Origin of the sequence: Micromonospora sp. NPDC000663, assembly GCF_042898105.1 — a bacterium.
GTDB lineage: Bacteria > Actinomycetota > Actinomycetes > Mycobacteriales > Micromonosporaceae > Micromonospora.
Map to the genome: position 1 here is coordinate 1,022,191 of NZ_JBIAYR010000001.1, position 25,790 is coordinate 1,047,980.

The following is a 25,790-nucleotide window of genomic DNA, read 5'->3' on the forward strand; positions in this document are numbered from 1 at the left end:
CATCCGACGGGCGGGGCGGGATGTCGCGCGGGCCCGCAGCGGGTACGGTTGCGGGAAGGCTCCGGCGCTCGGAGCCGGCGCGGTCCGCCGCGGCCGGCTGCCCGACGCCGAGCGAGAAGTATCCCTCAGGGGGAGGTGCGATGGTCCTGCTACGCCGGGTAATCGGTGACGCACTGCGGGCGCGCCGGCAGGGGCAGCACCGCACCCTGCGCGAGGTGTCCACCGCGGCGAACGTCAGCCTCGGCTACCTCTCCGAGATCGAGCGCGGGCACAAGGAGCCGTCCAGCGAGTTGCTGGCCGCGATCTGTGACGCCCTCGGAGCCCGCCTGTCCGAATTGCTGCGCGAGGTGAGCGACACGGTGGCGCTCGCCGAGCAGATGCCCGGGGTGCTCGTCGACATGGCCGACGAGCCGGCCGAGGCCGCGCCCGTCGGCGCGGCGACAGCCGTCCGCAGGAGCACCAACCGCGGCGTGCGCCAGGTCACCTCCGACGGCAAGGTCGCCGTCTCGGTTCGCCACGAGTCGCCGCTCAAGGCGACCCTGCGCAGCACTCGGGTCCGCCCCACCGAGCGCGACCGGGACGTGGTCTGCGCCGCCTGAGCCGTCCTCCCTGTTGACAATGGGCGAGGCGGCCCCAGCCGCGTAGGGTTGCCCACAGGAGCTGCCGGTGCCGTCGACCGCCCGGTACGGATGCCGTACTGGCGTTCGGCTGGGACGATGGAGACCGGCCGGGGTCGTGGTCGGCCCGGCTCGTCCGGTCCGACCGCGGGTGGAGTGACGCGACTGAGGGGATACCGCGGAGATGGCGAACCCGTTCGTCAAGGGTTGGAACTATCTGATGGCGCTCTTCGGTGCCAAGATCGACGAGCACGCCGATCCGAAGGTGCAGATCCAGCAGGCCATCGAGGACGCCCAGCGGCAGCACCAGGCGCTGGTCCAGCAGGCCGCCGCGGTCATCGGCAACCAGCGCCAGCTGGAGATGAAGCTGTCCCGCCAGATGTCCGAGGTCGAGCGGTTGCAGGGCAACGCCCGCCAGGCGCTCGTGCTCGCCGACCAGGCCCGGGCCAAGGGTGACGAGGCCGAGGCCGGGCGGTTCGAGCAGTCCGCGCAGACCCTCGCCACCCAGCTGGTCTCGGCCGAGCAGGCCACCGAGGACCTCAAGACCCTGCACGACCAGGCGTTGGGCGCCGCCGCGCAGGCCCGCCGGGCCGTCGAGAACAACTCCATGATCCTCCAGCAGAAGCTCGCCGAGCGCACCAAGCTGCTCAGCCAGCTGGAGCAGGCCAAGATGCAGGAGACGGTGGCCCGCTCGCTGGAGTCGATGTCGTCGCTCACCGCCCCCGCCAACACCCCGTCGCTGGACGAGGTGCGGGACCGCATCGAACGGCGGTACGCCAACGCGATGGGCCGCGCGGAACTGGCAGGTAACTCGGTCGAGGGCCGCATGCTGGAGATCCAGAAGGCGACCATCGACTCGGCCGGCTCGGCCCGGCTGGAGCAGATCCGCTCCAGCATGGCCGGGGAGCAGCTCGGCGGTGCCGGGCAGCGACAGGCAGTGCCGCAGGCCGAGAAGGCGGCCGACCCCGCCGCCGCTGCCCGGTTGGACGAGCTGCGCGCCAGCATGGCCCGCGAGCGCGGCACCGGTGACCCCACAGCCGCCAGCTGAACGTCTCATCCGAGGAGGTCAGGTGGCAGACGAGCGAATCCGGTACTTCCGCCGGCTGGATCGGCTGCGCCGGTCCGCCCGACGGTGGAGCGTGCTGGCCGGTGGGCTCGGCGGCGCCGCCGCGGTGCTGACCCCGTACGCCGGCCTCGGTCTGCCCGACGCGGCCTGGGCCGGCGCGGCGGGCAGCGCGGTGGCGCTCGCCGCCTGGCGGTGGATCGACCTGCGGGCGCTGGCCGCCCGACCGGCGCCCCCGGCTCTGGACCCGGCCGAGGCCGCGGCCCGGTCCCGGGCCCGGCTGGTGGCGGCCGTCGAGCGGCTGCCGGTCGGCAACGGGGTTCTCGCCGAGGTCCGCCGGGTCCGTTCCCGGGTGGCGTTGCGGGGCACCAGCGCCGGTGCGCCGTGGGCCCGGCTGGATCGGGCGGCCCTCACCCTGGCCGGGATGGCGCCGCGCCTCACCGGGCTCGCCGAGCCGGCGGTGCTGGAGGCCGCCGCCGCCGACAGTTCGCTGCGCGAGCTGGCCGCCCGAGTGGCGAGCGTCGAACGTGCGCTGCGACTGGCCCCGGCCGACGCGCGCCCGCCGCTGGCCGAGGCGCACGGCGCGTTGGCCGCCCAGTTGGAGAGCGGCGTCGCGGCGTACGAACGGCTCGTGGTGGCTGCCGCCGGCTACCTGGCCGAGGACGCCCGGCCGCAGGCCGCCCACCCGGCCGCCGACCGGCTCACCGAGGCCACCGACCTGCTGCACGGCGTCGCCTCGGCGCTCGCCGAGCTGCGCACCGCCGGCACCCCGCTGCGCGCGCCCACCCGCTGACCGCACGGCGGTCACGGTGGCGTCGTGACGGAGACCGGGTCGGTGTACGCCGAACTGCCCACGACATTGAACGACCGGATCCGGTAGTGGTACGTCACGCCCCGGGCCAACCCCGTGTTGGTGAAGCCGCGACCGGTCACCGTGAAGGTCGCGACCTCCCGGTCGAACACCGGGTCCAGTGCCCGTTGCACGATGAACCCGGCCCCTGAGCCGACGCTCGTGTCCGCCGTCCAGCCCAGGACCACAGTCGCCGTGTCCGGTCCCGGCGCGCTGGCGGTGGCGCTGACCCCGCTCGGGGTGCTCGGCGCGGCCGGGGTGCTCACCGCGGCGACAGTCGACCAGGCCGACGCGGCGCCCAGGTAGGTGGTCCGGACCCGGTAGTAGTACGTGGTGTCCGGCGCCACCGCGACGTCCAGGTGGTGGGTGCCGACCCCGATCGCCGTGGTGCCGGGGCCGCTGCTGAACGTCGGGTTGGTGGCGCGTTGCACGTCGATGCCCGTGGCGAAGGACCTGTTCGTCCAGCGCAGGGCCACCCGCAGCGGTGCGGCCGGCAGGATCGTGCCGACGATGCCGACCGGGGCGGGCAGGTGCACCGAGGCGGGCACGCTGTTCGACCAGGACGAGTAGCTGACCGCGTTCTCCGCCCGGATCCGGTAGTGGTACGTCACCCCCGGGGTGACTGTCGCGTCGGTGTAGCGGGTGGCGGTCGCCGCGACGGTGATGGTGGTGACCTCGCCGTCGAACGTCGCGTCGGTCGCCCGTTGCAGGACGTGGCTGGTGGCGGGCGGACGGCCCCCGTTACCGGTCCAGGCGAGCGCGATCGCCGGCAGCGCGGTCGCCGAGCCCGGCACCGGAGTGGCGGTCAGCCCGGTGGGCGCCCTCGGCGCGACCCGCAGCACCAACGGCCGGGTCATCCCCAGGTCGCGGTGGGCGGCGCGCTGACTGTGCCAGCGGTACTCCCAGCCCACGTTCACCAGCTGGTTCACCACCACGGCGGGTCGCCCGTCGGCGGGGCTGACAGGCGTCGAGCCGGTCCGGGTGCCGGCCGGGCGGCCCGGGTCGAGCAGCCGGACGCTGTCGCCCAGCTTGAACGGCAGGGTCGGCGCGACGGGGCGCAGGGCCACCACCACGTCCTCGCGGGGGTTGACCCGCACGATGCCCTTCCAGCCCAGCTCGGCGCCGTGCGGAGCGCGCAGCGTGCCGTCCCAGCCGACCCGGTTGACGACCTGCACGTCACAGCCGCCGAAGCACAGCGGCTCGGTCTGCCTGACGTTGCCGCTGATCCGCCAGATCTGCGTGCCGTCGGTCGGCGCTCCGATCGGCACGGCCGGGTCGGCGGCGAACAGCACCTCGGTGACCGGGTCGGTCGGGCCGAGGGGGAGGGTCGCCGGGGTCAGCGGCCCGGCGTGCGGATGCCCGACACCGAGCCGGCCGGCCAGCCGCCCATTGTCGGGTTCGAAGACCTGCTGAACGGCCTTGACCTCAACCGGCAGGGTCACCGGGCCGGCGCCGCCCGCCGGACTGAAGGTCACCGTGGCGGCGTGCACCGGCACCGTCGTCTCCCGTGCCGTCCGGGTGCCGAACGCCGTGTCGTACGCCGGCTGCGGCACGATCGGCGGGCGCTGGCTGGCCGCGTACGCCAGGGGGAGGCGGTCGCGCAGCCGGGCCAGGTCGTACGGCGGCTCCGCGTCCCCGGTGACCCGGAACTGGAGCAGGGTGCGGGTGTTCGGGCCGTACCCCGGCTCGGTGGGGGGCGGGCCACCCTCGGCGGTCCGGTCGGGGGCGTCGCTGTGCTGGTCGTAGCGCCCGTCGAAGCCGGGCAGCGGTGCGGGCGCGTCGTTGTACAGGATCAGCGTGCTGCCGGGCGGCACGGCGGAGAAGTCGACGAGCACGTCGGCCCGTTCGCCGGGCGCGAGCAGCAGGGTGTGACAGTCGATGTTCAGCACTGTCGGGTCGAGCCTGTCGTAGCGGTAGCCGACCGGCCGGTTCGGCAGCACCACGGGGGCGGGCAGCAGGCCTGCCTCGTTGCCGATCTGGATGAATGCCGGTCCGGCGGCGCGGGGGTCCGGCACCCCGCCGTCCCGTCCGTCGGTCGGCCAGCCCGCCGGCCGGTCCGCCGCCCGCAGGGCGGGCACCATCGGCACCTCGCCCGCCTCGGGGTCGGCCAGGGCGCCGTCCGGGGTCCACATCGGCCCGTCCGAGCAGGCCCGGTAGAGCTGGAGGTTGAGGCTGCGGTCCAGGCATGCGTTGAGGATCCGGAACCGGTACGCGCGGGGCCGCACCTCCAGGTACGGGTAGGCGACGCCGTTGACCAGCGGGGTGTCGCCGTACGCCTCGGGCACCGCGGACGGGTGCGGCACACCGGGGGCGAGGGGTGGCTCGTCAGGCGCTCCCACCGGATCGTGGTGGGGGTTGGGCACCGGTCCGGCCGAGGTCGGCGCGTTCCCGACGCCGCCCGGGGCCGGGTCGCCCGACCAGGGGCCGTAGTCCCACCGCCCGGTCGGGTTGCGCCCGCCGGGCCGGTACGGGTCCTGGCGCGGCTGGTAGACGTGCGGGTGCCAGAGGCTGCCCCGGGCGCCCCACCGTTCCCGGTCCCAGGTCGGGTCCTCGGCGGCGAGCTGGGTGTCGTCCGGCACGAACGTCTTGTCCTCGATGACAAGCGGCAGTTGGTCGGCCGGCAGCACCTGGTCGGCCACCAGCTCGTCCTCGGCCGGGTCGGTGAGCAGGTAGAGCGCGAGCTGCCCACCGTAGACGGTGAGTCGGGCCAGCCCGTGGGTGTTGTCGTGGAACCACATGAGCCGGCCGCTCTGCTCGTTCGGGTAGTAGAGCGTGGTGGCTCCGCCTCCCGGCGGCGGCATGTCCGGCACGTGTGCCAGGCCGGTGCCGGTCGGGTACGGGGTGATCTCCCCGGCCGGGGTGATCCACTGCCCGGGGTTGCCGGCGCTGGTCCAGCCGGTCAGGGCCCCGGCCAGGTGCAGCACCGCCCGGTTCTGCGGGTACGGCGCCGGGCCGTCCAGCGGGCCGAGGCCGGCACCGGCGACCGTGTCGTCGACCGGGAGGAACAACTCGCCGGCCCGGCCGGTGGGGAGCTGGTTGACGAACTTCACCCGGACCGGCCGGCCCCGCCGGGCGAAGATCATCGGGCCGAGGTGCCAGGGCCGCTCCGGGGGCGCCACCGTGTTGTGCCCCGACGCGTCGGTGCCGATGTTGAGCTGCCGGTAGCCGCGCAGCCGGGTGGCCGGCAGGTCCCGGTGCAGGCGTTGCGCGTACTCCTGGAGGCCGATCTCGTAGTAGTCGCAGCCCGGATAGCTGATCGTGTCCGGGACGGCCACCGGCAGGTACGCGCCGAGCCCGTTGCCGCCCACCTGGCCCGGGGCCGGGAGGGCGTCGACGAACTTGCGCAGCCCGGTGCCGGGCACCAGCCGCCCGTCGGCGTCCCGCGCCGGGCGGGGGCTGTACGCGAAGTTCGGCACCGGGCCGAAGCTGCGCGGCGCGACGGCCGGATCCAGGCTGGTGGTCGGAGCGACCTGGTCGGTCGTCCCCGCAACCTGTTCGGCGGTCCGCGCGGCCGGCACCACGGACGCCGTCCGGCCGTTGACGTGGCCGTCGCGGCTGGTGCGCTCGAAGAAGGTGGAGCGGAGTCTGCGGAAGATCGCCATGACTCTCCCCGGGTCGGGGCACGAGGTCCGCCACCCCGGCGTGGCGACCCCGATGCTCTGCTGACGGTCGGTGAGCACTCAACCGCAGCATGCGACGCGATCGGCCAGATAGGAATTACCCAATCGTCCGTATCTGGGCCGGCCTCGATCGACGCGGGGTGGTCAACCGGCCGGTGGGGCGTCCGGCCGCTCCGGCTGGCAGACCGGACACCAGTAGGTGACGCGTTCGCCCAGCTCCTGCTTGCGGATCGCGGTGCCGCAGCGGCGGCAGGGTTGCGCGCGGCGGCCGTACACGTAGCTGGTCTGGCCCCGGTGCAGCGAACCGGTGCTGCTCTGCGTCCACCGACCCCGGTTGGCGGCGAGCAGTCGCTGCGCGAGGGTCACCAGGCCGGTGAGGTCGGACACCGCGCCGACCGGCGTCCACGGGGACACGCCGCGCAGGAACAGCACCTCGCACTTGTAGAGGTTGCCCACGCCGGCCAGCGCGCGCTGGTCGAGCAGGGCCTCGCCGATGGTCCGCTCCGGGTCTGCGCCGAGCCTGCGGACCGCCTCGGCCGCGTCCCAGTCCGGGCCGAGCAGGTCCGGGCCGAGGTGACCCACCAGGCCGTCCTCCTCGGCGGTCGGCACCAGCGCCAGCTCGTGCAGGTGGTAGCCGACCGCCACCGCGCCGGGGCTGCGCAACACCACCCGGATCAGGTGCGCCGGCCGGCCGTTCCACCGTTCCCCAGGCGCGTACGCCCGCCACGCGCCGTCCATCCGCAGGTGCGAGTGCAGGGTCCAGTGCGCCGCGTCCGGGGCGGCGAGCCGCAGCAGCAGGTGCTTGCCCCGGCTCGCCGACTCGCGGACCGTCCAGCCCGTGAGGTCGGTGGTCGCCAGCTGCGGCACCCGGAAGTCGCTGCCGGTGAGCCGTGCGTCGGCAAGCGCGCGGTGCAGCACGCGCGCGGTGTTCCAGACGGTGTCACCTTCGGGCACCCCACCATCCTCCCTCGTTCGAGCAGGATTCGCATGTGTCGCTATTTGTACGCAGCTTCCTCCTGATCTCCGGACATGCGAAGGTCAGGGAGTTCTGAGGAGAATGCCTATGTCAAGGCCTCAATGTCGTATCCGTCCCCTCGCCGTCGTCGCCACCCTCACCCTCGCCCTCACCGGCACCCTCGTACCCACCACCAGCGGAATCCCGCACACCGCCGCCGGTAACCCGCTCACCCTCACCGCCGCCGCACCCGGCGGTGAACTGTGGAACGCCGACCTGTCAGTCGTCGACCGCGACGACGTGAACGTCAGTCGTACCCCCGCCGGCCTGCGGCTGCGCGACACCCGGAACGCCGGACGCAGCCGGCACAGCGCCGTCGCCGAGGGGATGCTGCTCATCGTTCCCCGCACCCTGGCCCGGCCGGCCACCCGGGTCCGCGCCCAGGTCACCGCCGACGTGCCGGCCGGCGCCACCGTCGAGGCCCAGGTCCGGGCATGGCGCGCCAGCGGCTGGACCGAGTGGCGGGCCGCCACCACAGGCGCGGTCTTCGACCGCCCGGTGAGCCGGGTGCAGACCCGTGTGGTGCTGACCGCGCCCGCCGGCGGCGCCACCGCGACGGTACGGGCCGTCCAGCTCACCGCCGACGCGACAGCGGCCGTCTCCGCGGCCACGCCCGGCCTCACCTACCGGGTGTACGCCACACGCATCGGCCTGGTCGGCGAGCTGACCGCCAACGGCCGCACCGTGCAGCCCCGGGACCACTTCGCGGCACTACCGTCGCGGCGCGGCCTGTCCCCCCTGAACACCGGGGACTACACCGTGCGGGTCTGCACCACCACTGGCTCCCGCTGCGAGTACGCCCCCGTCTGGGACGTCGGGCCGTGGAACACCCGCGACGACTACTGGAACCCCTCCGCGGTACGGGAGAACTGGAAGAACCTGCCGCAGGGCCGACCCGAGGCGCAGGCCGCCTACCAGTCGGGCTACAACGGCGGGCGGGACCAGTTCGGGCGTACGGTGCTCAACCCGGCCGGCATCGACCTGGCCGACGGCACCTTCTGGGACGGCCTGAAGCTGACCACCAACGCCTGGGTGGACGTCGCCTACCTGTGGACGGGTGGCGGACCGCGCGGCGTGGTCGGTGACGGGCCACTGAACATCCGCACCGGTGCCAGCACGTCGTACCCGATCCGTGGCCTCGCAGCCCGGCTCGCCAACGTGCCGCTCCAGTGCTACGTCACAGGCCAGTCGGTGGCCGGCCCCTACCGCACCACCACCCGCTGGAACCGGCTCGCCACCGGCCAGTACGTCAGCCACGCGTACATCTCCGGCGTGTACGGCGGCAGCGTGCCGGTCTGCTGACCCGGTCCCTCGCCCCGTCGGGCGCCGTCAGGGGCGCTCGTCGGGGCGGGCCGGGCGCACCATGTCCTGGTAGCGCGGGTGGCTGGCGCCGTAGACGGCGTAGTTGAGCCGGGCGTGCGACAGGCTCAGGTCGCCGTTGGGGCCGCCCCGGACGGCGTCCGCGTCGGCGTCGGTCTGACCGTCGTCGGTCCAGAAGCAGACCGGGCAGGTCCCCCCGCCCGTTCGGGACGCACAGCACGGACAACCCACGGGAACTACGTGTTCACCCACCGGGGCAGCATTCCACAGTCGAATATCAGCGGGAAACCCGTAGGACGTCACCCGGGGACACCCGCAGCAGGTCCACCGCCCGCCCGCCGTTGACGGCCACGGCGACCAGACCTGCCGAGTCGACGTACACCACCAGGCCGCCCGGCGGGGCGTCGCCGAAGGTGCGGCCCCGCACGGCCCGGTGCGCAGGTGCCGGGCCCGGCGGCCCGACCCGCAGTGCCGCGGGCAGCGGGTCGATCAGGTGCGCCGGAGCGGCCAGCTGGACGTTGCCGAAATGGTCCACAGTCGACACCCCGGCGGTGAAGCCGTCGTCGTCCGAGGTCAGCGTCGGCGGGGGTAGCCGGACCAGACCGGCCGGGTCGATGGGCGTGCCCGCCTCCGAGAGCGCCGCGCCGAGCGCCAGCCGGGCCGCCACCGGCGCGAAGACGTCCCGCCCGTGGAACGTCCCGGACACCCGGGTGGCCTGCCAACGTGGTTCGGTCAGCTCCACCGCCGCCGTGATCCCGCCGAGGGCGTCGGCGGCGTCCGGCAGCAGTCCGTTGTCCGGACCCACCAACAGCCCCCCGGAGGTGGCCAGTGCGACGCCCCGCCGGGCGGTGCCCACCCCCGGATCGACCACCGCCACGTGCACGGCCACCGGCAGGTACGCCACGGTCTGCGCCAGCACCGCCGCGCCGCGCCGCACGTCCGCCGGCGGCACCAGGTGGGTCACGTCGATGACCCGGGCTGCCGGCGCGATCCGGGCGATCACCCCGTGGCAGGCGGCCACGAAACCGTCGGAGAGGCCGTAGTCGGTGGTCAGTGAAATCCAGGGCGTGACGGACATGTCCGCAGGCTAACCCTCCGCGCCGGTGAGCAGTTCCAGGACGAGTTCGTCGTGCAGCGGGATGCCGTGCTCACCCACAAGTGGAATCTGCGGGTTGAGCCGGCGGGCGCGGTCCACCGCCCCGCGGTCCACGGCTACCAGCCGCATGCCGCGCCGCTGGTAGAACCGCAGCGCCCGCAGGTTGTGCAGGGGGTCGACAGCCGTCCGCTTGGCGGGTCCCGCCGCCCGCACCTCGACTCCGTCCACGGTCCACCTCCGCCTCGCGTCCCCTCGCAGGCTCCGGAGCGTACCCGCCGGCGGGTGGTCGACGCGGCTGGCGGATATGGGACAGCGCGGTGGCCGATTCGCCCCTCCCGCCGCAGGGCGCGGTTGGGCAGACTTGCGCCTGTGACACTTCGGAGCCTGCCCGCCGTCGGGGTCCTGCTGGTCGCCGTCGCCCTCACCGCCGGCTGCGGCGGTGACGACGCCGACCCGTCGAGCGCCGCGCCAAGCGTCTCGTCCCTCTCGGCCCCGGCGGCCACCGGCCTGCCGGTGGCGCCGACTCCCTCGGCGGTCCCGTCCAGTCCCGCCGGTGTCGCACCCCCGCCGGCCCCACGGTCGGTCGCGCCGTCAGCCGCGCCGCAGGGCCCCGCGCCGCGCCGGCCGGCCAGTCCGCCGCCCGTGGTGCTGCCGCAGCGGCCGGCCGGGGCACCCGGCGCCATGCAGGTGATCACCGCGTTCAGGGCCGCCGGCCTGAAGGTGCCGCACCCGAAGGACCGCTCGGTCGACTGCGGACCGGACGGGCTCGGCCTGGGATGTTCCGAGATCGTCTCCACCGACGCCGTCACGGTGTACGTGTTCCCCGACGAGACGAGCGCCAGCGACATCGCCGCGACGTGGGGCGGCCAGTCGTACCGACGCGGTGCGGTGGTGCTCAACTACCTGGAGGCGAGGACCCCGGCCGCCGACCGGCCCCGCTACGAGAAGGTCCTCAACAACCTCGACTGAGCTCCGGCCGGAGCATGCGTGCTGATGAGCCGTATACCTGTGCGGAATATTTATGACTCTGAGGTATACGAGCGGGTGCGGCCATGCGCGCCGGCGCGGGTCGGAAGCGGTGACCGCGCGGCGGTCATTGGTGGGCGCGGCGCTCGGGAAGCGTGACCGCGCGGCGGTCAGCCCCGCAGGCGCAGGCCGCGCGGGGTGGCCCGGAAGCCGGCGGCGGTGAGCGCGTCACGCAGCGGCGAGGAGTGCACGGCCTCGCCGTCGGCCCGCTCCACCGACATCGCGCCCAACGCCCCCGAGTGCACGGCGTCGGCGAGCGCCTTGCCGGCCGCCGCGAGCGTGTCGGCGTCGTCGGTGAAGGACAGCAGCGTCCGGCCGCCGCGTTCGACGTAGAGGACCAGGTCGCCGACGACCTGCACCACGAGCGCGCCCGCCTTACGGCCGGCCCGGTGCCCGGTCGCCGGCGCGGCACCGTCGCCGGAGTCGACCACCCGCTCCGGCCAGGGCAGCGCCGCGCCGTACGGGTTGGCCGGGTCGGTGGCGGCGAGCACAGTCGCCGGGGCGCCCCGGCCCCGGGCGCCGTCAGCCGGCTCGGCGAGGGCACGCAGCCGGTCCACCGCGCCGGGCACCGCGAACTGCGCCGCCCCGAGCCCTTCGACGAAGTAGCCCCGGCGGGCCGCGCCGCGTTCCTCGAGCGCCGACAGCACCGGGTAGACAGCCGAGAACCCGCCGACCACCTGCTCGGCCATGACCGCCCCGCGGGTGACTACCCCGTGCCGCTCCAGCAGCACGTCGGCGAGGGCGGCGGCGCGGCGGGTCGGATCCAGGTCCCGGTCGGGCAGTCGCGACCAGCGCCCGGCGACAGTCGGCGGGCCGCCCCGGGTGGGCAGCGCCACCCGACCGGGCCGCCGGTAGCGGGTGCGCGGCGCGGACGGCCGCGAGCGGTGCGCACCACCCGCGCCGAGCACCGCACGCAGCGGGGCGAGGGTGTCGTTGGTGAGGTGACCGGCCCAGACCAGGTCCCAGATCACGCCGGTCAGGGCCGCGTCGTCGGTCGAGCCGACCCGGTCGGCCAACGGCCGGAAGAACAGCGCCTGCCCGTCATCGAGCGCGTCGAGCACCGCGTCGTGCAGCGGCGTACGCGTCAGCGCGTCATCGGGTGGCGCAAGAAGCAGCGGCGCCGCGTCCGCGTACGCCAGGGTGACCCAGCCGTCCCCGCCGGAGATCGCGCCCGACCCGGCCCACAACACCTCCCCGCTGGCGCACAGCTCGTCGAGCTGGGCGGGGGAGTAGTCGGCGACCCGACCGGGCAGCACCAGCCGTTCCAGCGCGGACGCCGGCACCGCCGCGCCCTGCAACTGCTCCACGGTGGCGGCCAGCGCCTCCACGCCCCGGGCGGACGAGCCGACCTGCTGCCAGCGGGGCAGGAACGTGGCAAGCGCCCGGGGTGGCACCGGCTCGATCTCCCGCCGCAGTGCGGCGAGCGAGCGGCGACGTAGCATCCGCAGCACCTCGGCGTCACACCACTGGGCGCCGGCGGAATCCGGTGTGAACTCACCGGAGACCACCCGGCCGGTGGCGGCGAGGCGGCGCAGCGCCTGCTCGACGACGAACACGCCGAGCCCGAAGCGTGCCGAGCAGCTCGCCGCGGCGAACGGACCGTGGGTGCGGGCGTAGCGGGCCACCAGGTCGCCCAGCGGGTCGGCCACCGGTGCGAGGTACGCCTCGGCCACCCCGACCGGCAGAGCCACCCCTAGTGCGTCGCGCAGCCGGGCGGCGTCCTCGACGCCCACCCAGCGCTGCTCACCGGCGATCCGGACCCGTAGCACCCGGCGGGTGGCCTCCAACTCGGTCAGCCAGCTCTCGGGCACACCCCGCTCGGTCAGCTCGTCGTCGCTGAGGTCGCCGAGCACCCGCAGCAGCTCGACCACGTCCTCCGCGTCGCGGGGACGGCGCTGCTCGGTCAGCCAGCGCAGCTGCCTGTCGGTCTCGGTGAGCACCGCCGGGTCGAGCAGCTCGCGCAGGTCGACCCGGCCGAGCAGTTCACCCAGGAGCGTGGAGTCCAGGGCGAGCGCGGCGGCCCTGCGCTCGGCGAGCGGGGCGTCGCCCTCGTAGAGGAACGCGCCCACGTAGCCGAAGAGCAGCGATCGCGCGAACGGGGACGGCGCGCTGGTCTCCACCTCGACCAGCCGCACCTTGCGGGTGGCCAGGTCACGCATGAGCCCGGCCAGCGCCGGCTGGTCGAAGACGTCCTGGAGGCACTCACGGGCGGCCTCCAGGGTGACCGGGAAGTCCGCGTACTCCCGGGCCACGTCGAGCAGCTGCGCGGCGCGTTGGCGCTGCTGCCACAGCGGCTGGCGGCGGCGCGGGTCGCGGCGGGGCAGCAGCAGCGACCGGGCGGCGCACTCGCGGAAACGGGCGGCGAAGAGGGCGGAGGTGCCCACCGTCTCCTCCACCAGTTGGGTGATCTCGTCGGGATCGAAGACCACCACGTCCGCGCCGGGCGGCTCGTCCGCGGTGTCCGGCAGGCGCACCACGATGCCGTCGTCGGAGGGCATCACCTGGGCGTCCATGCCGTACCGCTCGGCGAGCCGACGGCCCACCGCGAGAGCCCACGGGCCGTTGACCCGCGCGCCGAGGACGCTGTGCACGGCGAGCCGCCAGTCGCCCAGCTCGTCACGGAACCGCTCGACCACGATCGTCCGGTCGTCGGGCAGCGAACGGGTGGCCTCCCGCTGGTCGCGCAGGTACGCCATGAGGTTGCCGGCGGCCCAGTCGTCCAGCCCGCCGGTGCGCAGCGCGGCAAGCGCCGCCTCGTCGCTCTGCCGCAGCAGGCCGCGCACCCGGGCGCCGATGGCCCGCCCCAGCTCCACCGGGCGGCCCAGCTGGTCGCCCTTCCAGAACGGCATCCGCGCGGCCTGCCCCGGGGCCGGCGAGACCAGCACCCGGTCGGGGGTGATCTCCTCGATGCGCCACGACGACGAGCCGAGCAGGAAGACGTCGCCGACCCGCGATTCGTAGACCATCTCCTCGTCCAGCTCGCCGACCCGGGCGGCCCGTTCGGCGCCGGCGAGGAACACCCCGAACAGGCCCCGGTCGGGGATCGTGCCGCCGCTGGTCACGGCGAGCCGCTGCGCGCCGGGACGGCCGGTGAGCAGGTCGGTGGCCCGGTCCCAGACCAGTCGGGGACGCAGCTCGGCGAACGCGGTCGACGGGTAGCGGCCGGAGAGCATGTCCAGCACGGCGTGCAGCGCCGAGTCGGGCAGCTCGGCGAAGGGCGCGGCCCGGCGGACCAGCACCGCCACGTCGCCGACCCGCCACGGCTCCAACGCCACCATGGCCACGATCTGCTGGGCGAGCACGTCGAGTGGGTTGCGCGGGTAGTGCAGCTCCTCGATCGCGCCGTCGGTCATCCGTTCGGCGACCACCGCGCAGGAGAGCAGGTCGCCGCGGTGCTTGGGGAAGACCACCCCTCGGGAGACCGCGCCCACCTGGTGCCCGGCCCGGCCGACGCGTTGCAGCCCGGCGGCGACGCTCGGCGGCGCCTCGATCTGCACCACCAGGTCGACCGCGCCCATGTCGATGCCCAGCTCCAGGCTGGACGTGGCCACCACCGCCGGAAGCTGGCCGGACTTGAGCGCCTCCTCGATGTGCTTGCGCTCCTCGCGGGACACGCTGCCATGGTGGGCGCGCGCGATCACCGGCGCCGCGCCGGCCGCCGCGCCGGACTGGGCCATCACCTCGGCGGGCGGCCGGTTGCGCAGCGGACCGGCCGGACCGCCCCACTGCCGCGCGCCCCCGGCCGGGCCGTCCGTCGACAACACCCCGTCCGGTACGCCGGCAGCGTCACCTGCCGACGCGGCGGCCACCTCCTCGGCGGCCAGCTCGTTGAGCCGGGCGCAGAGGCGTTCGGCGCTGCGGCGGGAGTTGGTGAAGACGATCGTGGAGCGGTGCTGCCCGATGAGCGTGAAGACCCGCTCCTCCACGGCCGGCCAGATCGAGGCACGGCGTGGCCCCGGGCCGCCGAGGTCGTCCTCCGGTGGCTGCTCCTGCTCGTCGAGGCGGGTCATGTCCTCCACCGGCACCTGCACGCTGACCTCGATGGTCTTCGGTGTGGCCGGCTGGACGACGTCGACCGGGCGGGCGCCGCCGAGGAACCGGGCGCAGGCGTCGATCGGTCGGACGGTGGCGGAGAGCCCGATCCGCTGGGCCGGGGCGGGCAGCAGCTCGTCGAGGCGTTCCAGTGAGAGGGCGAGGTGGGCGCCGCGTTTGCTGCCGGCGACCGCGTGCACCTCGTCGACGATCACGGTCTGGACGCCGCGCAGCGAATCCCTCGCCGCGGAGGTGAGCAGCAGGAACAGCGACTCGGGCGTGGTGATGAGGATGTCGGGTGGGGTGCGGGCGAAGGCCCGCCGCTCGTCGGCCGGGGTGTCGCCGGTACGCATGCCGACGGTGATGTCGGGCGGGGTGACGCCGAGCCGGGTCGCCGCCTGCCGGATGCCGGCCAGGGGGGCGCGCAGGTTGCGTTCCACGTCCACGGCGAGGGCCTTGAGCGGACTGACGTAGAGCACGCGGCAGCGCTGTCGGGCCTCGGCCGGGGCCGGCTCGCGGGCCAGCTTGTCCAGTGACCAGAGGAACGCGGCGAGCGTCTTGCCGGAGCCGGTGGGGGCCACGACGAGGGCGTTGCGGCCGGCGGCGACGGACCGCCACGCGCCGGCCTGGGCGGGGGTGGGAGCGGCGAAGGCGGCGTCGAACCAGGCGCGGGTGGCGGGGCCGAACCCGTCGAGCACCTCGCCCGTATCTCCCTCTGCCCCGGTCACCGGTCCATCGTGCCCCGCCGGTACGACATCCACGAACAGGCCAGGGTGGGATGTGTCCGGCTGCGTGGAATACGCACGAGATGCGTGCTTAATACGTTAAGTCTCACTTAACTGCTTGCTTGTGACGAGCAACATAAAGTAACTTCACTCGCAACGCGAGCAGGTGGGAGGAATCGGATGGCCGGCGAGCAGCGAAATGTCGCACCCGGCACCGATGTGCTGATCCGCAAGGTCGACAGCCACCTCGCCACGCTCCGCGGCGGTCTGCACGGGCCGGAGCTGGAGCTCGCCGAACGCCTCGCCCGCTGCCTGCGGGAGCTGGTCATCGCCACCGCCCAGGCCAGCGCGGCCGACCGGGGGCAGGTCCGTGTCGCCGTCCACTACTTCGTGCTGCGTCGGGAGAGCCGCGGTCGGCTGCTGTCGGTGCGGTCGCTGACCGCCGCCGAGCGGGTGGTCGACAAGGTCCTGCGCCAGCTCGGTCGGCGCGACCTGCTCACCGAGCTGCACCGTGACCGTCCCGTCCTGGACGACGCGCTGCCCGTCGGCGACGCCCTGCTGCGCTGAGCCGGGGCCGGCCACAGGACAGCTCACCCCATAGGCACCTCACGGGGGTCATTGGGCCAATTCCGGCAAAACGCTCCGCCGAGCGTGCAACTGGCGTCTGATCGCTGCTAGGCGCCACCGCTGTACGGGCGCCGGCCACCTCGACCGGGAGCACGGGTGCTGGTACTGCTCATCCTCCACCTCGTGGCGGCCCTCGCGGCGCCGCTGCTCGTCAGGCAGTGGGGTGCCCGCGCGTGCTACCCGTTGGCGCTGGCTCCCGCCGCCGCGTTCTGCTGGGCGGTGGCCCGTACGCCGGCGGTCGACCACGGCGGGGCGGTGGTCGAGACGTACCCGTGGATCGGGCAGTTGGGCTTCGACATCGCACTGCGGCTCACCACGCTGTCCTGGTTGATGACCCTGCTGATCGGCGGCGTCGGCGCGCTGGTGCTGGTCTACAGTGCCCGCTACTTCAAGTCCGGGTCGGCCGGGCTGACGCAGTTCGCCGCCGTCCTGGTCGCGTTCGCCGGTGCCATGCTCCTGCTGGTCCTCGCCGACGACCTGCTGCTGCTCTACGTCGGCTGGGAGCTGACCACGATCTTCTCGTACCTGCTGATCGGGCACAGCACCGAGCGGCGGTCCAGCCGGTGGGCGGCGGCGCAGGCGCTCACCGTCACCACCCTGGGTGGGCTGGCCATGCTTGTCGGGTTCATCCTCCTGGGCGAACACGCAGGCACCTACCGCTGGTCGGAGATCGCCACCCGGCCGCTGCCCGGGGGCGGTTACCTGGTCACGGCGGTACTGCTGATCCTGGCCGGCGCGCTGTCCAAGTCGGCGGTGCTGCCGTTCAACTCCTGGCTGCCGGTGGCGATGGCGGCGCCCACCCCGGTGAGCGCGTACCTGCACGCCGCCGCCATGGTCAAGGCCGGCGTCTACCTGCTCGGGCTGCTCGCGCCGGCGCTCGCCACTGCCGGCCCGTGGCGGCCCGTCGTGCAGGTCGCCGGCCTGGCCACCATGCTGCTCGGCGGCTGGGCGGCGCTGCGGCAGACCGACCTGAAGCTGCTGCTGGCGTACGGCACGGTCAGTCAGCTCGGTCTGCTGGTCGCCGTGACCGGCTCCGGCACCCCGGACGCCGCCCTGGCCGGTGTCGCGATGCTGCTGGCGCACGCGCTGTTCAAGGCGTCCCTGTTCCTGGTCGTCGGGATCATCGACCACGGCGCCGGCACCCGTGACCTGCGCGAGCTGTCCGGGCTGCGGCACTGGTCCCGGCCGCTGTTCGTGGTCGCCGTCCTGGCCGCCGCGTCGATGGCGGGTGTGCCGCCGCTTGTCGGCTTCGTGGCCAAGGAGGCGGTGTTCGCCGCGTTCCTGCACCAGCCACTGCTCCTGGCCGGCTTCGTGGCCGGGACGGTGCTCACCGTGGCGTACAGCGTCCGCTTCCTGTGGGGCGCGTTCAGCGACCGCTCGGGCGTGGAACCGGTCCCGCCGGACCGGAGGATCGCCGGCCCGATGCTGGCCCCGCCGGCAGTTCTGGCCGGCGTCGGGCTGCTCGCCGGCCCGGCCGCCGGCTGGCTCGACGGTCTGCTGCGCCCGTACGCCGACCTGCTCGGCGGGGTCGACGCGCACCTGGCGCTCTGGCCCGGGCTGACCCCGGCGCTCGGCCTGTCCGTGCTGGCCCTTCTCGGCGGCGGTCTGCTCTTCGCGGCGCGCGGGCCGCTCGCCCCGGTGCTGGCCCGGCTCCGCTCGCCGGCGAGCGGCAATCAGGGGTACGAGTGGGTGGTGGGCCGGTTCGACCGGCTGGCCATCGAGGTGACCGGGGCGACGCAACGCGGCTCCCTGCCGCAGTACCTGGGCATCATCCTGGTCACCCTCGTGCTGCTGCCCGGCGGGGCGATGATCGCCGCCAGCCCGTGGCGGGCGCGGATTCCGCTCTGGGACAGTCCGCTGCAACCGGTGGTCGTCGTGGTGATCGCGGTGGCGGCGGTGCTCGCGGTAGGTGCCCGCCGCCGGCTCACCGCGATGCTCCTGGTGGGCATGACCGGCTACGGCACCGCGATGTTGTTCGTCCTGCACGGCGCGCCCGACCTGGCGCTCACCCAGTTCCTGGTGGAGACCGCGACGATCGCCGTCTTCGTGCTCGTGCTGCGCCGCCTGCCGGAGCGGTTCTCGGCCCGGCCGCTGCGCCGTAGCCGGTGGACCCGCCGGGCGATCGGGGTGGCGGCGGGCGTGGTCGCGGCCGGGCTGGCCCTCGTGGCGGGCAGCTCCCGCCGTGCGCCGGACATCTCCGCGGCCTTCCCCGACCTGGCGGTCGCGCACGGGTACGGCCGCAACGTGGTCAACGTGACCCTCGTCGACATCCGGGCCTGGGACACCATGGGCGAGATCGCGGTGCTTGTGGTGGCCGCGACCGGGGTCGCCAGCCTGATCTTCGAGCGCTCCCGCACCGGCCCGCGACCCCGTCGGCCGGAGTCGGACCGGCGGGTCAACAGGCCGGGCCGGCCGGTGTGGCTGCGCGGCGGGCCGACCCTCTACGAGGAACGCCGTTCGATAGTGCTGGAGGTGGTCATCCGGCTGATCTTCCACACCGTGGTGCTGTTCTCGCTGTTCCTGCTCTTCTCCGGCCACAACGCGCCGGGCGGTGGGTTCTCCGGTGGCCTGGTGGCCGGTCTCGCGCTCGTGGTCCGCTACCTCGCCGGCGGCCGGTACGAGCTGACCGAGGCGGCCCCGGTCGGCGCCGGCCTGGTCCTCGGCGCGGGGCTTGCCGTGTCGGTGGGCTCCGGGGTGGTGGCCCTGCTCATCGGCGGGCAGGTGCTGGAGAGCGCCGAGATCAACCAGTCGTTGCCGCTGATCGGCGAGGCGCACCTGGTCACGTCGCTGTTCTTCGACATCGGCGTGTACCTGGTCGTGGTCGGGCTGGTGCTGGACATCCTGCGCAGTCTCGGCGCCGAGGTGGACAGGCACATCGAGGCGACCGGGACCGCCGAGGGCGGGCTGGCCGTCGACAAGGGGGAGCGGGCATGACCGCGGCGCGTGCCGGACCCACGCTGATGCTGGTGCTCGTGGTAGCCGTGCTGGTCGGCTGCGGGGTGATCCTGCTGTTGGAACGCAGCCTGACCCGGATCCTGCTCGGGGTGATCCTGCTCGGTAACGGGGTGAACCTGCTGATCCTGCTGGGTGGACGGGCCGGTGGGGCGCCGATCGTCGGCACCGGCCCGGTGGGCGAGATGAGCGACCCGTTGCCGCAGGCAATGGTGCTGACCGCCATCGTGATCACGTTCGGGTTGACCGCGTTCCTGCTCGCCGTCGCGTACCGGAGCTGGTTTCTCACAGGTGACGACGAGGTGCCCGACGACCTGGAGGATCGGCAGATCATCCGCCGGGCCGAGCGCAACGAGGTGGGCGCCGCCGACCTCGGCGGGGAGGGCCCGGACGACGACCCGGAGCAGGTGGATCCCGAACCCGCCCGCCGCCGGCTGCGACGCGGGGAAGAGGCCTGATGGGCACGCTCCTGCCGCTACCGGTGGTGGTGCCGTTGCTCGGCGCGGCGCTGACCCTGCTGCTGTCCACCCAACCCCGGATCCAGCGCGCGGTCAGCGTGCTCTGCCTGGCCGGCACGTTCGTCGTCGCGGTGGTGCTGCTCGTGCAGGCGTACCGGTACGGGCCGGTGGTGATGGTGATCGGCGGCTGGCCCGCGCCGGTGGGCATCGTGCTGGTCGCCGATCAGCTCGCGGCGTTGATGCTCGTGGTCTCCTCGGCGGTCACCCTCTGCGTGCTGCTGTACTCCGTCGGCCAGGGCCGCAGCGAGACCAGCGAGACCACGCCGGTGGTCATCTTCCACCCGACGTACCTGGTGCTCACCGCCGGCGTCACCACCGCGTTCCTCGCCGGGGACCTGTTCAACCTGTTCGTCGGGTTCGAGATCCTGCTGGTCGCCAGCTTCGTGCTGATCACGCTTGGTGGTACGGAGACGCGGATCCGGACCGGGTCGACGTACGTGGTGGTGAGCATCCTCTCCTCGATGATCTTCCTGACCGCCGTGGGGCTGGTGTACGCGGCCACCGGCACGCTCAACCTGGCGCAGCTCTCCCAACGCCTGGACGCGCTGCCCGATCGCGTGCGGTTGGCCCTGCAACTGATGCTGCTGCTCGGCTTCGCGATCAAGGCGGCGGTCTTCCCGTTGTCGGCCTGGCTGCCGGACAGTTACCCGACCGCGCCGGCCCCGGTCACCGCCGTGTTCGCCGGGCTGCTCACCAAGGTCGGTGTCTACGCGATCATCCGTACCGAGACATTGCTCTTCCCGGACGGGCAGGTCGACGATCTGCTGATGGTCGTCGCCGGGTTGACCATGCTGGTCGGCATCCTCGGCGCGGTGGCCCAGTCGGATCTGAAGCGGCTCTTCTCGTTCACCCTGGTCAGCCACATCGGCTACATGATCTTCGGGGTGGCGTTGAGCACCACCGCCGGGCTCTCCGGCGCGATCTTCTACGTGGTGCACCACATCACCATCCAGACCACGTTGTTCCTGGTCGCCGGGCTGGTCGAGGAACGGGCCGGCAGCACCGACCTGCGCCGCATCGGTGGGCTGGCCCGGGTCGCGCCGCTGCTCGGCGTCCTGTTCTTCGTCCCGGCGATGAACCTCGCGGGAGTGCCCCCGTTCTCCGGTTTCCTCGGCAAGCTCGGGCTGCTCGAGGCCGGGGTGGCGGCCGGCGGGGCGCTGCCCTACGCGCTTGTCGGGGCCGGCACGCTCACCAGCCTGCTCACCCTCTACGTCGCGTCCCGGGTGTGGAACATCGCCTTCTGGCGGGCACCCCGGATCGCCACCGGTGAACCGGTCATCCAGCTGCCCAGGCTGATGATCGGGGCCACCGTCGGCCTTGTCGCGTTCGGTCTGGCGCTGACCGTGCTGGCCGGCCCGCTGTTCGACGTCACCACCGACGCGGCCACCGACCTGCTGTCGCGCACACCGTACGTGCGGGCGGTCCTGCCGGACGGTGCGCCGTGACCGACCCACGCGACAGTGATCCCGAGGCCGCCGGCGAGCAGTCCGCGTCCCGGCGTGGCCGGTTCGGGCGGTGGCGGGACCAGGCGGTGGCGCTGGGCTGGCTGGTGCTGGTCTGGAACCTGCTCTGGGGCCGGATCAGCTGGGCGAACCTGGCGAGCGGCCTGCTGGTGGGCAGCGCCGTGCTGGTGTTCTTCCCGTTGCCGGCGGTCACCTTCGGCGGCCGGCTGCGGCCCCGGGCGCTGCTGGTGTTCGGCGGCCGGTTCGTCGTCGAGCTGGTCAGCGCCAGCCTGCACGTCGCCCGGATCGCCGTGCAGCCCGGCTACCGGCCGCGCGGCGCGATCATCGCCGTCACGTTGCGCGTCGGGACGGACCTGAACCTGGCGCTCACCGCGGAGGCGGTCACGCTGGTTCCCGGCACGCTGATCCTCGAGGTGGACCGCGCTTCCGCGACGCTCTACCTGCACGTGCTGGACACCCACCGGCCGGCGGATCTGGACGCGGCCCGGGAGCGCACGCTCGCCCTGGAGCGGCGGATCGTCCGGGCGGTCGGCTCCGCCGCCGAACTGCGCCGTATCGACAACCCGCCCGTCGAGAAGGGAACCTCCCCGTGATCACAGTCTTGGCCGTCGTCCTCACCGCGCTGCTGTCGGTGACCGCGCTGCTGGCGCTGGCCCGGCTCTACCGGGGCCCGTCGCTGCTGGACCGGGTGATCGCCGCGGACATGCTGCTCGCCACCATGATCGCCGCGGTGGGCGCGGAGGCGGCGGTCAACCGGCACGCCACCACGCTGCCCGTGCTGGTGGTGCTCTCCCTGCTGGGGTTCGTCGGCTCGGTGTCACTGGTCCGCTTCGCCGTACGGGAGCCGGCGTGATCGCGACTGTCGCGGACTGGCTCGGCGGGGCCTGCCTGGTCGCCGGCGCGGTGCTCGGACTGGCCGCCGCGATCGGTGTGCTGCGCTTCCCGGACGCCCTGTCCCGGATGCACGCCGCCACGAAGCCACAGGTGCTCGGCGTGCTCCTGCTGCTGCTCGGCATCGCGCTGCGGCTGCGGTCGATGACGGACCTCGGCATGATCGTGCTGGTGGCCGTCTTCCAGCTGGCCACCGCCCCGGTCGCGGCACAGATGATCGGCCGGGCCGCGTACCGGTCCGGCCGGCTGGACCGGAACCTGCTCGACGCCGACGAACTGGCCGATCGCGGCTCGGGCGGCGGTTCGACGGGGCCGGGCTGACGGCTCGCGCGGCGGGTGAAACGGACGATCGGATGCCTTCGGCACACCCTCAGCGGAGTCCCAGCCAGGGCCGATAAAATGACGGCATGATCGACTCTTCTGCCCAGGAGGGCAGCAGTAGCCAGCCGGGTCGTGCCCGGCATATTCCCGTTCCGACGACCCCGGGAGCCCTGAGCGACCCGTGTTGATCGTCGTCGGTCTCCTTCTGATCATTGTTCTCACGGCCGCCACCGGTTACTTCGTGGCGCAGGAGTTCGGCTACGTCGCCGTCGACCGGGGCAAGCTGCGCCAGCTCGCCGACGACGGTGACCAGGCAGCCGCCCGCGCGCTGACCGTCACCGGCCGGCTCTCCTTCATGCTGTCCGGCGCTCAGCTCGGCATCACCGTCACCGCACTGCTCGTCGGTTACGTCGCCGAGCCGTACCTGGGCGGTGGCCTCGCCGAGGTGCTCGGCGTGGCCGGCGTCAGCGAGGCGGTCAGTTTGCCGCTGTCGGTGGCGCTGGCCCTGGTCATCGCCACCGTCGTGCAGATGGTCCTCGGTGAGCTGGCCCCGAAGAACCTGGCCATCGCGCGGGCCGAGCAACTCGCCCGGGCGTTGAGCCGGTCCACCCTGATCTACCTGGCCGTCGCCGGGCCGCTGATCCGGCTCTTCGACCGGGCGTCGATCCGCCTGCTGCGCCGGATCGGCATCGAGCCGATCGAGGAGCTGCCCAGCGGCGCCACCCCCGCCGACCTGGAGCAGATCATCGCCGAGTCCCGCGAGGAGGGCAGTCTGGACGCCGAGATGTCCACGCTGCTCGACCGGGGTCTGGACTTCCGCGAACTCACCGCCGGTGAGGCAATGGTGCCCCGGGTCGACGTGCACACCGTACGGGGACACGAACCGGTGAGCCGGGTGGTCGAGCTGCTGGACACCGGCCACTCCCGCTTCCCGGTACGCGGGGCGGAGGGCGTCGACGACCTCATCGGCATCGTTGGCATCGCCGACGTGCTCGGCGTACCCCCGGGGGACCGGGCGACCACCCCGGTGAGCGCGGTGGCCGGGCCGCCGTTGCTGGTGCCGGAGACGTTGCCGCTGCCCACGGTGCTGGACCGGCTGCGGTCCGGGCACCGGCAGATGGCGTGCGTGGTCGACGAGTACGGCGGTTTCGCCGGCGTGATCACGCTTGAGGACATCGCCGAGGAGCTGGTCGGCCCGATCCGGGACGAGGACGACCCGCCGGAGCGGGCACCGGCCCGGCAGGACGACGGGTCCTGGGTGGTGCCGGCCCGCTGGCGGATCGACGAGGTCGCCGACAGCACAGGCATCGCCCTGCCCGAGGCCCCCGAGTACGACACGCTCTCCGGGCTGGTGATGCGGGAGCTGGGCCGGGTGCCGGAGGTCGGTGACAAGCTGGAGATCAGCCTGTTGCCCGAGGGCGCCGACGGCGAGGACGGCGAGGCGGAGCCCCGCGCGCTTGTCGAGGTGCTTGCCGTGGACCGGCACGTGGCCGACTCGGTACGTCTTCAGCTGACCACACCGGGGGTGTCCGCGTGAGCCCCGGAATCGCGCTGTTCAGCTCGGTGATCCTGCTGGCGCTGAACGGGTTCTTCGTGGCCGCCGAGTTCGCCCTGGTGGCCAGCAAGCGGTACCGCCTGGAACAGGCGGCGGCCAACGGTGGTCGGGCGGCGCGTGCGGCGCTGGACGGCGTCCGCGAGCTGTCGCTGATGTTGGCCGGCGCGCAACTCGGCATCACCCTGTGCACCCTGGGTCTCGGCGCGCTCGCCGAACCGGCGATCGAGCACCTGCTCAGCCCGCTGCTGCACGCGGTGGGTCTGCCGGACGCGGCAAGCCACCTGATCGCCCTGATCTTCGCCCTCGGCGTGGTGACGTTCCTGCACCTGGTGGTGGGGGAGATGGCACCGAAGTCGTGGGCGATCACCGACGCGGAGCGCTCGGCGACGCTGCTCGCCCTGCCGTTCCGCGCCTTCGCCCGGGTGTCCCGGCCGGTGCTCTCCGCGCTCAACGCCCTGGCCAACGCGATCCTGCGGCTGTTCGGGGTCAACCAGCAGGATCAGCTCGCTCAGGTGCACGGCCCGGACGAGCTGCGGATCCTGCTGGAGCAGTCCCGTGAGCACGGGCTGCTCGGTGCCGAGCAGCACCAGTTGCTGACCAGCATGCTGGAGTTGCAGGGCACGTCCGTGGCCCAGGTGATGGAACCGTTCGCCACCATGGTCACCGTCCGCCGCGACGACCCGGCTCAGCGCATCGAGGAGGTCAGCCGCGACAGCGGCCGGTCCCGCCTGGCGGTGCTGGACGAGGGCGGCGACGTGTGCGGCCTGGTGCACGTGCGGGAGGCGGTACGGGTGGTCACGACCGGTCGCGCCGCCACCGCCGGGGAGTTGATGACGCAGGCGTTCACCCTGCCGGCGACGTCGTCGGTCACTGAGGCGGTGGCCGCCATGCGGGCCCGGCAGTCGCAGCTCGCGTTGGTGCGCAACGGCGGCGGCCCGGCCCGGCCGATCGGGTTCGTCGCGCTGGAGGACCTCCTGGAGGAGGTCATCGGCGAATTCGACGACGAGACCGACACGGTCCCGCGCGGGCGCAGACTGCGCTGACGGCGGCGGCCCGGGCGTGCCGTACGGCACGCCCGGGCCGGTCCGGCTTGAGGTGACCTCCACCGGGTAGGCGCGGCTGGTGCGGGGGCCGCCGGGGCCCCGCCCCGGAGGGAGGCGTGCGGTGCGGCTGACCGGTGTGTCGCGGGAGTCCGGTTGGACCGGGCTGTCCGTGCAGACCACGCTCCCCAACCCGAGCACCCGTCCGGGCCTGCGCCTGCCGGGACGGGTGACGGTGGCCGCCGGCCCCGATGACGTGCTCGTCCGCCACATCCGGCTCGGCCTGGTCACCACCGTCGAACCGGACGATCCGGCGGCGCCGCGGCGGCTGATGCAGTTCCACCAGGTGCCCATCGCCGGCCGGTTCGTCGTACCTGCGGGCCGCCGGCGGGCTGTCGACTTCGCCATGCCGCTGCCGTGGGAGATCCCGGTGACCACGTTCGGCGGGGTGCCGCTGCTGAGCCTGCGGATGGGCCTGCGGACCGAGGTGTCGGTCGACCCGGATCTGGACCAGGGGGCCATGGTGCCGGTCTTCGTGCATCCGGTGCCCACGCAGCAGCACATCCTGGCGGCGTTGGACACGCTGGGCTTCATGATCCGTCAGGCGGGGTTGCAGGAGGGCGGGCTGCCGGGGGTGGAGCACACCCTGCCGCTGCACCAGCGGTGGGGCTACTGGGTGGGGCCGCTCTACGCGGGGCCGATCACCGAACTGGAGCTGATCTTCGTGACGAACTCGGCCGGCCTGGAGGTGATCATCTGGCTGGACCGGCGGTTGGCGCTGGCCGGGATCACCCACCAGAGCATCAGCCGGTTCCGGATCTGGCACGCGGACGCCGGGCAGCGGGACTGGGCCGCCACAGTGGACGGCTGGCTGCGCCAGGCGATCAACAGGCACGCCGCGGCCGCCGCCCACGCCGACTGGTCCGCGCAGATCACCGAGTCCGCGCACGTGAGTCGTCACCCCGACCAGCCGATCAAGCCGGGCTACGGACTGGGCGGCACCGCGGGAGGCGCAGGCGTGGGAGGCGGCGGCTCCGGCGGCGGCGACGGCACCTGAGG

21 protein-coding genes are annotated in these 25,790 nt (G+C 73.8%); 15 read left to right on the forward strand and 6 right to left on the reverse strand.

Translation table 11 applies throughout. The annotated features are described in order from the left end of the window. The first annotated feature begins 140 nt into the window (after nt 1–140). The 3 genes from ACFY1S_RS04910 (at nt 141) to ACFY1S_RS04920 (ending at nt 2,473) form a co-directional block, all read left to right on the forward strand. Complete coding sequence (locus tag ACFY1S_RS04910; protein ID WP_387112931.1) at nt 141–599, forward strand: helix-turn-helix domain-containing protein; 459 nt, start codon at nt 141–143, stop codon at nt 597–599. Nucleotides 600–801: 202 nt separating this feature from the next. Next, nucleotides 802–1,665: a PspA/IM30 family protein gene (locus tag ACFY1S_RS04915; RefSeq protein ID WP_387112933.1), complete on the forward strand. Its 864-nt coding sequence runs from the start codon at nt 802–804 to the stop codon at nt 1,663–1,665. 22 nt (nt 1,666–1,687) lie between these two features. After that, nucleotides 1,688–2,473, forward strand: coding sequence for a hypothetical protein (locus tag ACFY1S_RS04920; RefSeq protein WP_387112935.1), 786 nt, complete (start codon nt 1,688–1,690; stop codon nt 2,471–2,473). 11 nt (nt 2,474–2,484) lie between these two features. Here ACFY1S_RS04920 and ACFY1S_RS04925 read toward each other — a convergent pair whose 3' ends face one another. Continuing rightward, entirely contained in the window at nt 2,485–6,132 is a 3,648-nt protein-coding gene (locus ACFY1S_RS04925) for a hypothetical protein (protein WP_387112937.1), read from the reverse strand. A gap of 162 nt (nt 6,133–6,294) precedes the next feature. Further along, nucleotides 6,295–7,104, reverse strand: coding sequence for a DNA-formamidopyrimidine glycosylase family protein (locus ACFY1S_RS04930; protein WP_387112939.1), 810 nt, complete (start codon nt 7,102–7,104; stop codon nt 6,295–6,297). A gap of 109 nt (nt 7,105–7,213) precedes the next feature. Here ACFY1S_RS04930 and ACFY1S_RS04935 point away from each other — a divergent pair, with 109 nt between their 5' ends. After that, entirely contained in the window at nt 7,214–8,467 is a 1,254-nt protein-coding gene (locus tag ACFY1S_RS04935) for a hypothetical protein (protein WP_387112941.1), read from the forward strand. Nucleotides 8,468–8,494: 27 nt separating this feature from the next. Here ACFY1S_RS04935 and ACFY1S_RS04940 read toward each other — a convergent pair whose 3' ends face one another. From ACFY1S_RS04940 to ACFY1S_RS04950, 3 genes are read right to left on the reverse strand one after another with little or no spacing between them, the layout of a single operon-like run. Further along, entirely contained in the window at nt 8,495–8,737 is a 243-nt protein-coding gene (locus tag ACFY1S_RS04940) for a CPCC family cysteine-rich protein (RefSeq protein WP_225854764.1), read from the reverse strand. Between the two features lie 25 nt (nt 8,738–8,762). Then, the gene (locus tag ACFY1S_RS04945) at nt 8,763–9,563 is read right to left on the reverse strand and encodes an S-adenosyl-l-methionine hydroxide adenosyltransferase family protein (protein WP_387112944.1); all 801 of its coding nucleotides are present in this window, start codon (nt 9,561–9,563) and stop codon (nt 8,763–8,765) included. A 9-nt stretch (nt 9,564–9,572) separates the two neighbouring features. Then, nucleotides 9,573–9,809, reverse strand: coding sequence for a hypothetical protein (locus ACFY1S_RS04950; protein ID WP_387112946.1), 237 nt, complete (start codon nt 9,807–9,809; stop codon nt 9,573–9,575). A 141-nt stretch (nt 9,810–9,950) separates the two neighbouring features. On the opposite strand from ACFY1S_RS04950, the gene ACFY1S_RS04955 reads away from it, so the two are divergent. Further along, on the forward strand, nt 9,951–10,550 hold the full coding sequence (locus ACFY1S_RS04955) for a hypothetical protein (protein ID WP_387112948.1): 600 nt from the start codon (nt 9,951–9,953) through the stop codon (nt 10,548–10,550). A 167-nt stretch (nt 10,551–10,717) separates the two neighbouring features. On the opposite strand, the gene ACFY1S_RS04960 is transcribed toward ACFY1S_RS04955, so the two are convergent. Then, the gene (locus ACFY1S_RS04960) at nt 10,718–15,367 is read right to left on the reverse strand and encodes an ATP-dependent helicase (RefSeq protein WP_387112950.1); all 4,650 of its coding nucleotides are present in this window, start codon (nt 15,365–15,367) and stop codon (nt 10,718–10,720) included. A gap of 177 nt (nt 15,368–15,544) precedes the next feature. Between ACFY1S_RS04960 and ACFY1S_RS04965 the strand changes: the two genes are divergently transcribed. The 10 genes from ACFY1S_RS04965 to ACFY1S_RS05010 all read left to right on the forward strand — a co-directional run bounded on the left by ACFY1S_RS04965 (nt 15,545) and on the right by ACFY1S_RS05010 (nt 25,788). After that, the gene (locus ACFY1S_RS04965) at nt 15,545–15,931 is read left to right on the forward strand and encodes a hypothetical protein (RefSeq protein WP_387112952.1); all 387 of its coding nucleotides are present in this window, start codon (nt 15,545–15,547) and stop codon (nt 15,929–15,931) included. Nucleotides 15,932–16,087: 156 nt separating this feature from the next. Continuing rightward, nucleotides 16,088–18,925 carry a Na+/H+ antiporter subunit A gene (locus ACFY1S_RS04970; RefSeq protein ID WP_387112954.1) on the forward strand — a complete coding sequence of 946 codons (2,838 nt, stop codon included), beginning with the start codon at nt 16,088–16,090 and terminating at the stop codon, nt 18,923–18,925. Then, nucleotides 18,922–19,401, forward strand: a complete 480-nt coding sequence (locus ACFY1S_RS04975; RefSeq protein ID WP_387112956.1) for a Na(+)/H(+) antiporter subunit C — start codon at nt 18,922–18,924, stop codon at nt 19,399–19,401. Before ACFY1S_RS04970 ends, ACFY1S_RS04975 begins: the two co-directional genes overlap by 4 nt. Beyond that, nucleotides 19,401–20,906 (forward strand): Na+/H+ antiporter subunit D, encoded by a 1,506-nt coding sequence (locus tag ACFY1S_RS04980; RefSeq protein ID WP_387112958.1) that lies wholly within the window; start codon nt 19,401–19,403, stop codon nt 20,904–20,906. Before ACFY1S_RS04975 ends, ACFY1S_RS04980 begins: the two co-directional genes overlap by 1 nt. Then, nucleotides 20,903–21,517: a Na+/H+ antiporter subunit E gene (locus ACFY1S_RS04985; RefSeq protein ID WP_387112960.1), complete on the forward strand. Its 615-nt coding sequence runs from the start codon at nt 20,903–20,905 to the stop codon at nt 21,515–21,517. Before ACFY1S_RS04980 ends, ACFY1S_RS04985 begins: the two co-directional genes overlap by 4 nt. Continuing rightward, on the forward strand, nt 21,514–21,777 hold the full coding sequence (locus tag ACFY1S_RS04990) for a monovalent cation/H+ antiporter complex subunit F (RefSeq protein ID WP_364366547.1): 264 nt from the start codon (nt 21,514–21,516) through the stop codon (nt 21,775–21,777). Before ACFY1S_RS04985 ends, ACFY1S_RS04990 begins: the two co-directional genes overlap by 4 nt. Continuing rightward, a complete protein-coding gene (mnhG, locus tag ACFY1S_RS04995) occupies nt 21,777–22,136 on the forward strand; it encodes a monovalent cation/H(+) antiporter subunit G (RefSeq protein WP_387114303.1) in 360 nt (119 codons plus the stop codon). The genes ACFY1S_RS04990 and mnhG overlap by 1 nt, the downstream gene beginning before the upstream one ends. 181 nt (nt 22,137–22,317) lie before the next feature. After that, complete coding sequence (locus ACFY1S_RS05000; RefSeq protein WP_387112962.1) at nt 22,318–23,673, forward strand: hemolysin family protein; 1,356 nt, start codon at nt 22,318–22,320, stop codon at nt 23,671–23,673. Then, nucleotides 23,670–24,734, forward strand: a complete 1,065-nt coding sequence (locus ACFY1S_RS05005; protein ID WP_387112964.1) for a hemolysin family protein — start codon at nt 23,670–23,672, stop codon at nt 24,732–24,734. Before ACFY1S_RS05000 ends, ACFY1S_RS05005 begins: the two co-directional genes overlap by 4 nt. 121 nt (nt 24,735–24,855) lie before the next feature. Then, the gene (locus ACFY1S_RS05010; protein ID WP_387112966.1) at nt 24,856–25,788 is read left to right on the forward strand and encodes a sporulation protein; all 933 of its coding nucleotides are present in this window, start codon (nt 24,856–24,858) and stop codon (nt 25,786–25,788) included. Nucleotides 25,789–25,790 lie beyond the last annotated feature (2 nt).

Bases quoted from the DNA above. Each gene is read 5' to 3' on its own strand.
- ACFY1S_RS04980 (WP_387112958.1), top strand. From the start codon at position 19,401: ATGGGCACGCTCCTGCCGCTACCGGTGGTGGTGCCGTTGCTCGGCGCG.
- ACFY1S_RS04975 (WP_387112956.1), top strand. From the start codon at position 18,922: ATGACCGCGGCGCGTGCCGGACCCACGCTGATGCTGGTGCTCGTGGTA.
- ACFY1S_RS04965 (WP_387112952.1), top strand. From the start codon at position 15,545: ATGGCCGGCGAGCAGCGAAATGTCGCACCCGGCACCGATGTGCTGATC.
- ACFY1S_RS04915 (WP_387112933.1), top strand. From the start codon at position 802: ATGGCGAACCCGTTCGTCAAGGGTTGGAACTATCTGATGGCGCTCTTC.
- ACFY1S_RS04925 (WP_387112937.1), bottom strand. From the start codon at position 6,132: ATGGCGATCTTCCGCAGACTCCGCTCCACCTTCTTCGAGCGCACCAGC.
- ACFY1S_RS04935 (WP_387112941.1), top strand. From the start codon at position 7,214: ATGTCAAGGCCTCAATGTCGTATCCGTCCCCTCGCCGTCGTCGCCACC.
- ACFY1S_RS04910 (WP_387112931.1), top strand. From the start codon at position 141: ATGGTCCTGCTACGCCGGGTAATCGGTGACGCACTGCGGGCGCGCCGG.
- ACFY1S_RS04945 (WP_387112944.1), bottom strand. From the start codon at position 9,563: ATGTCCGTCACGCCCTGGATTTCACTGACCACCGACTACGGCCTCTCC.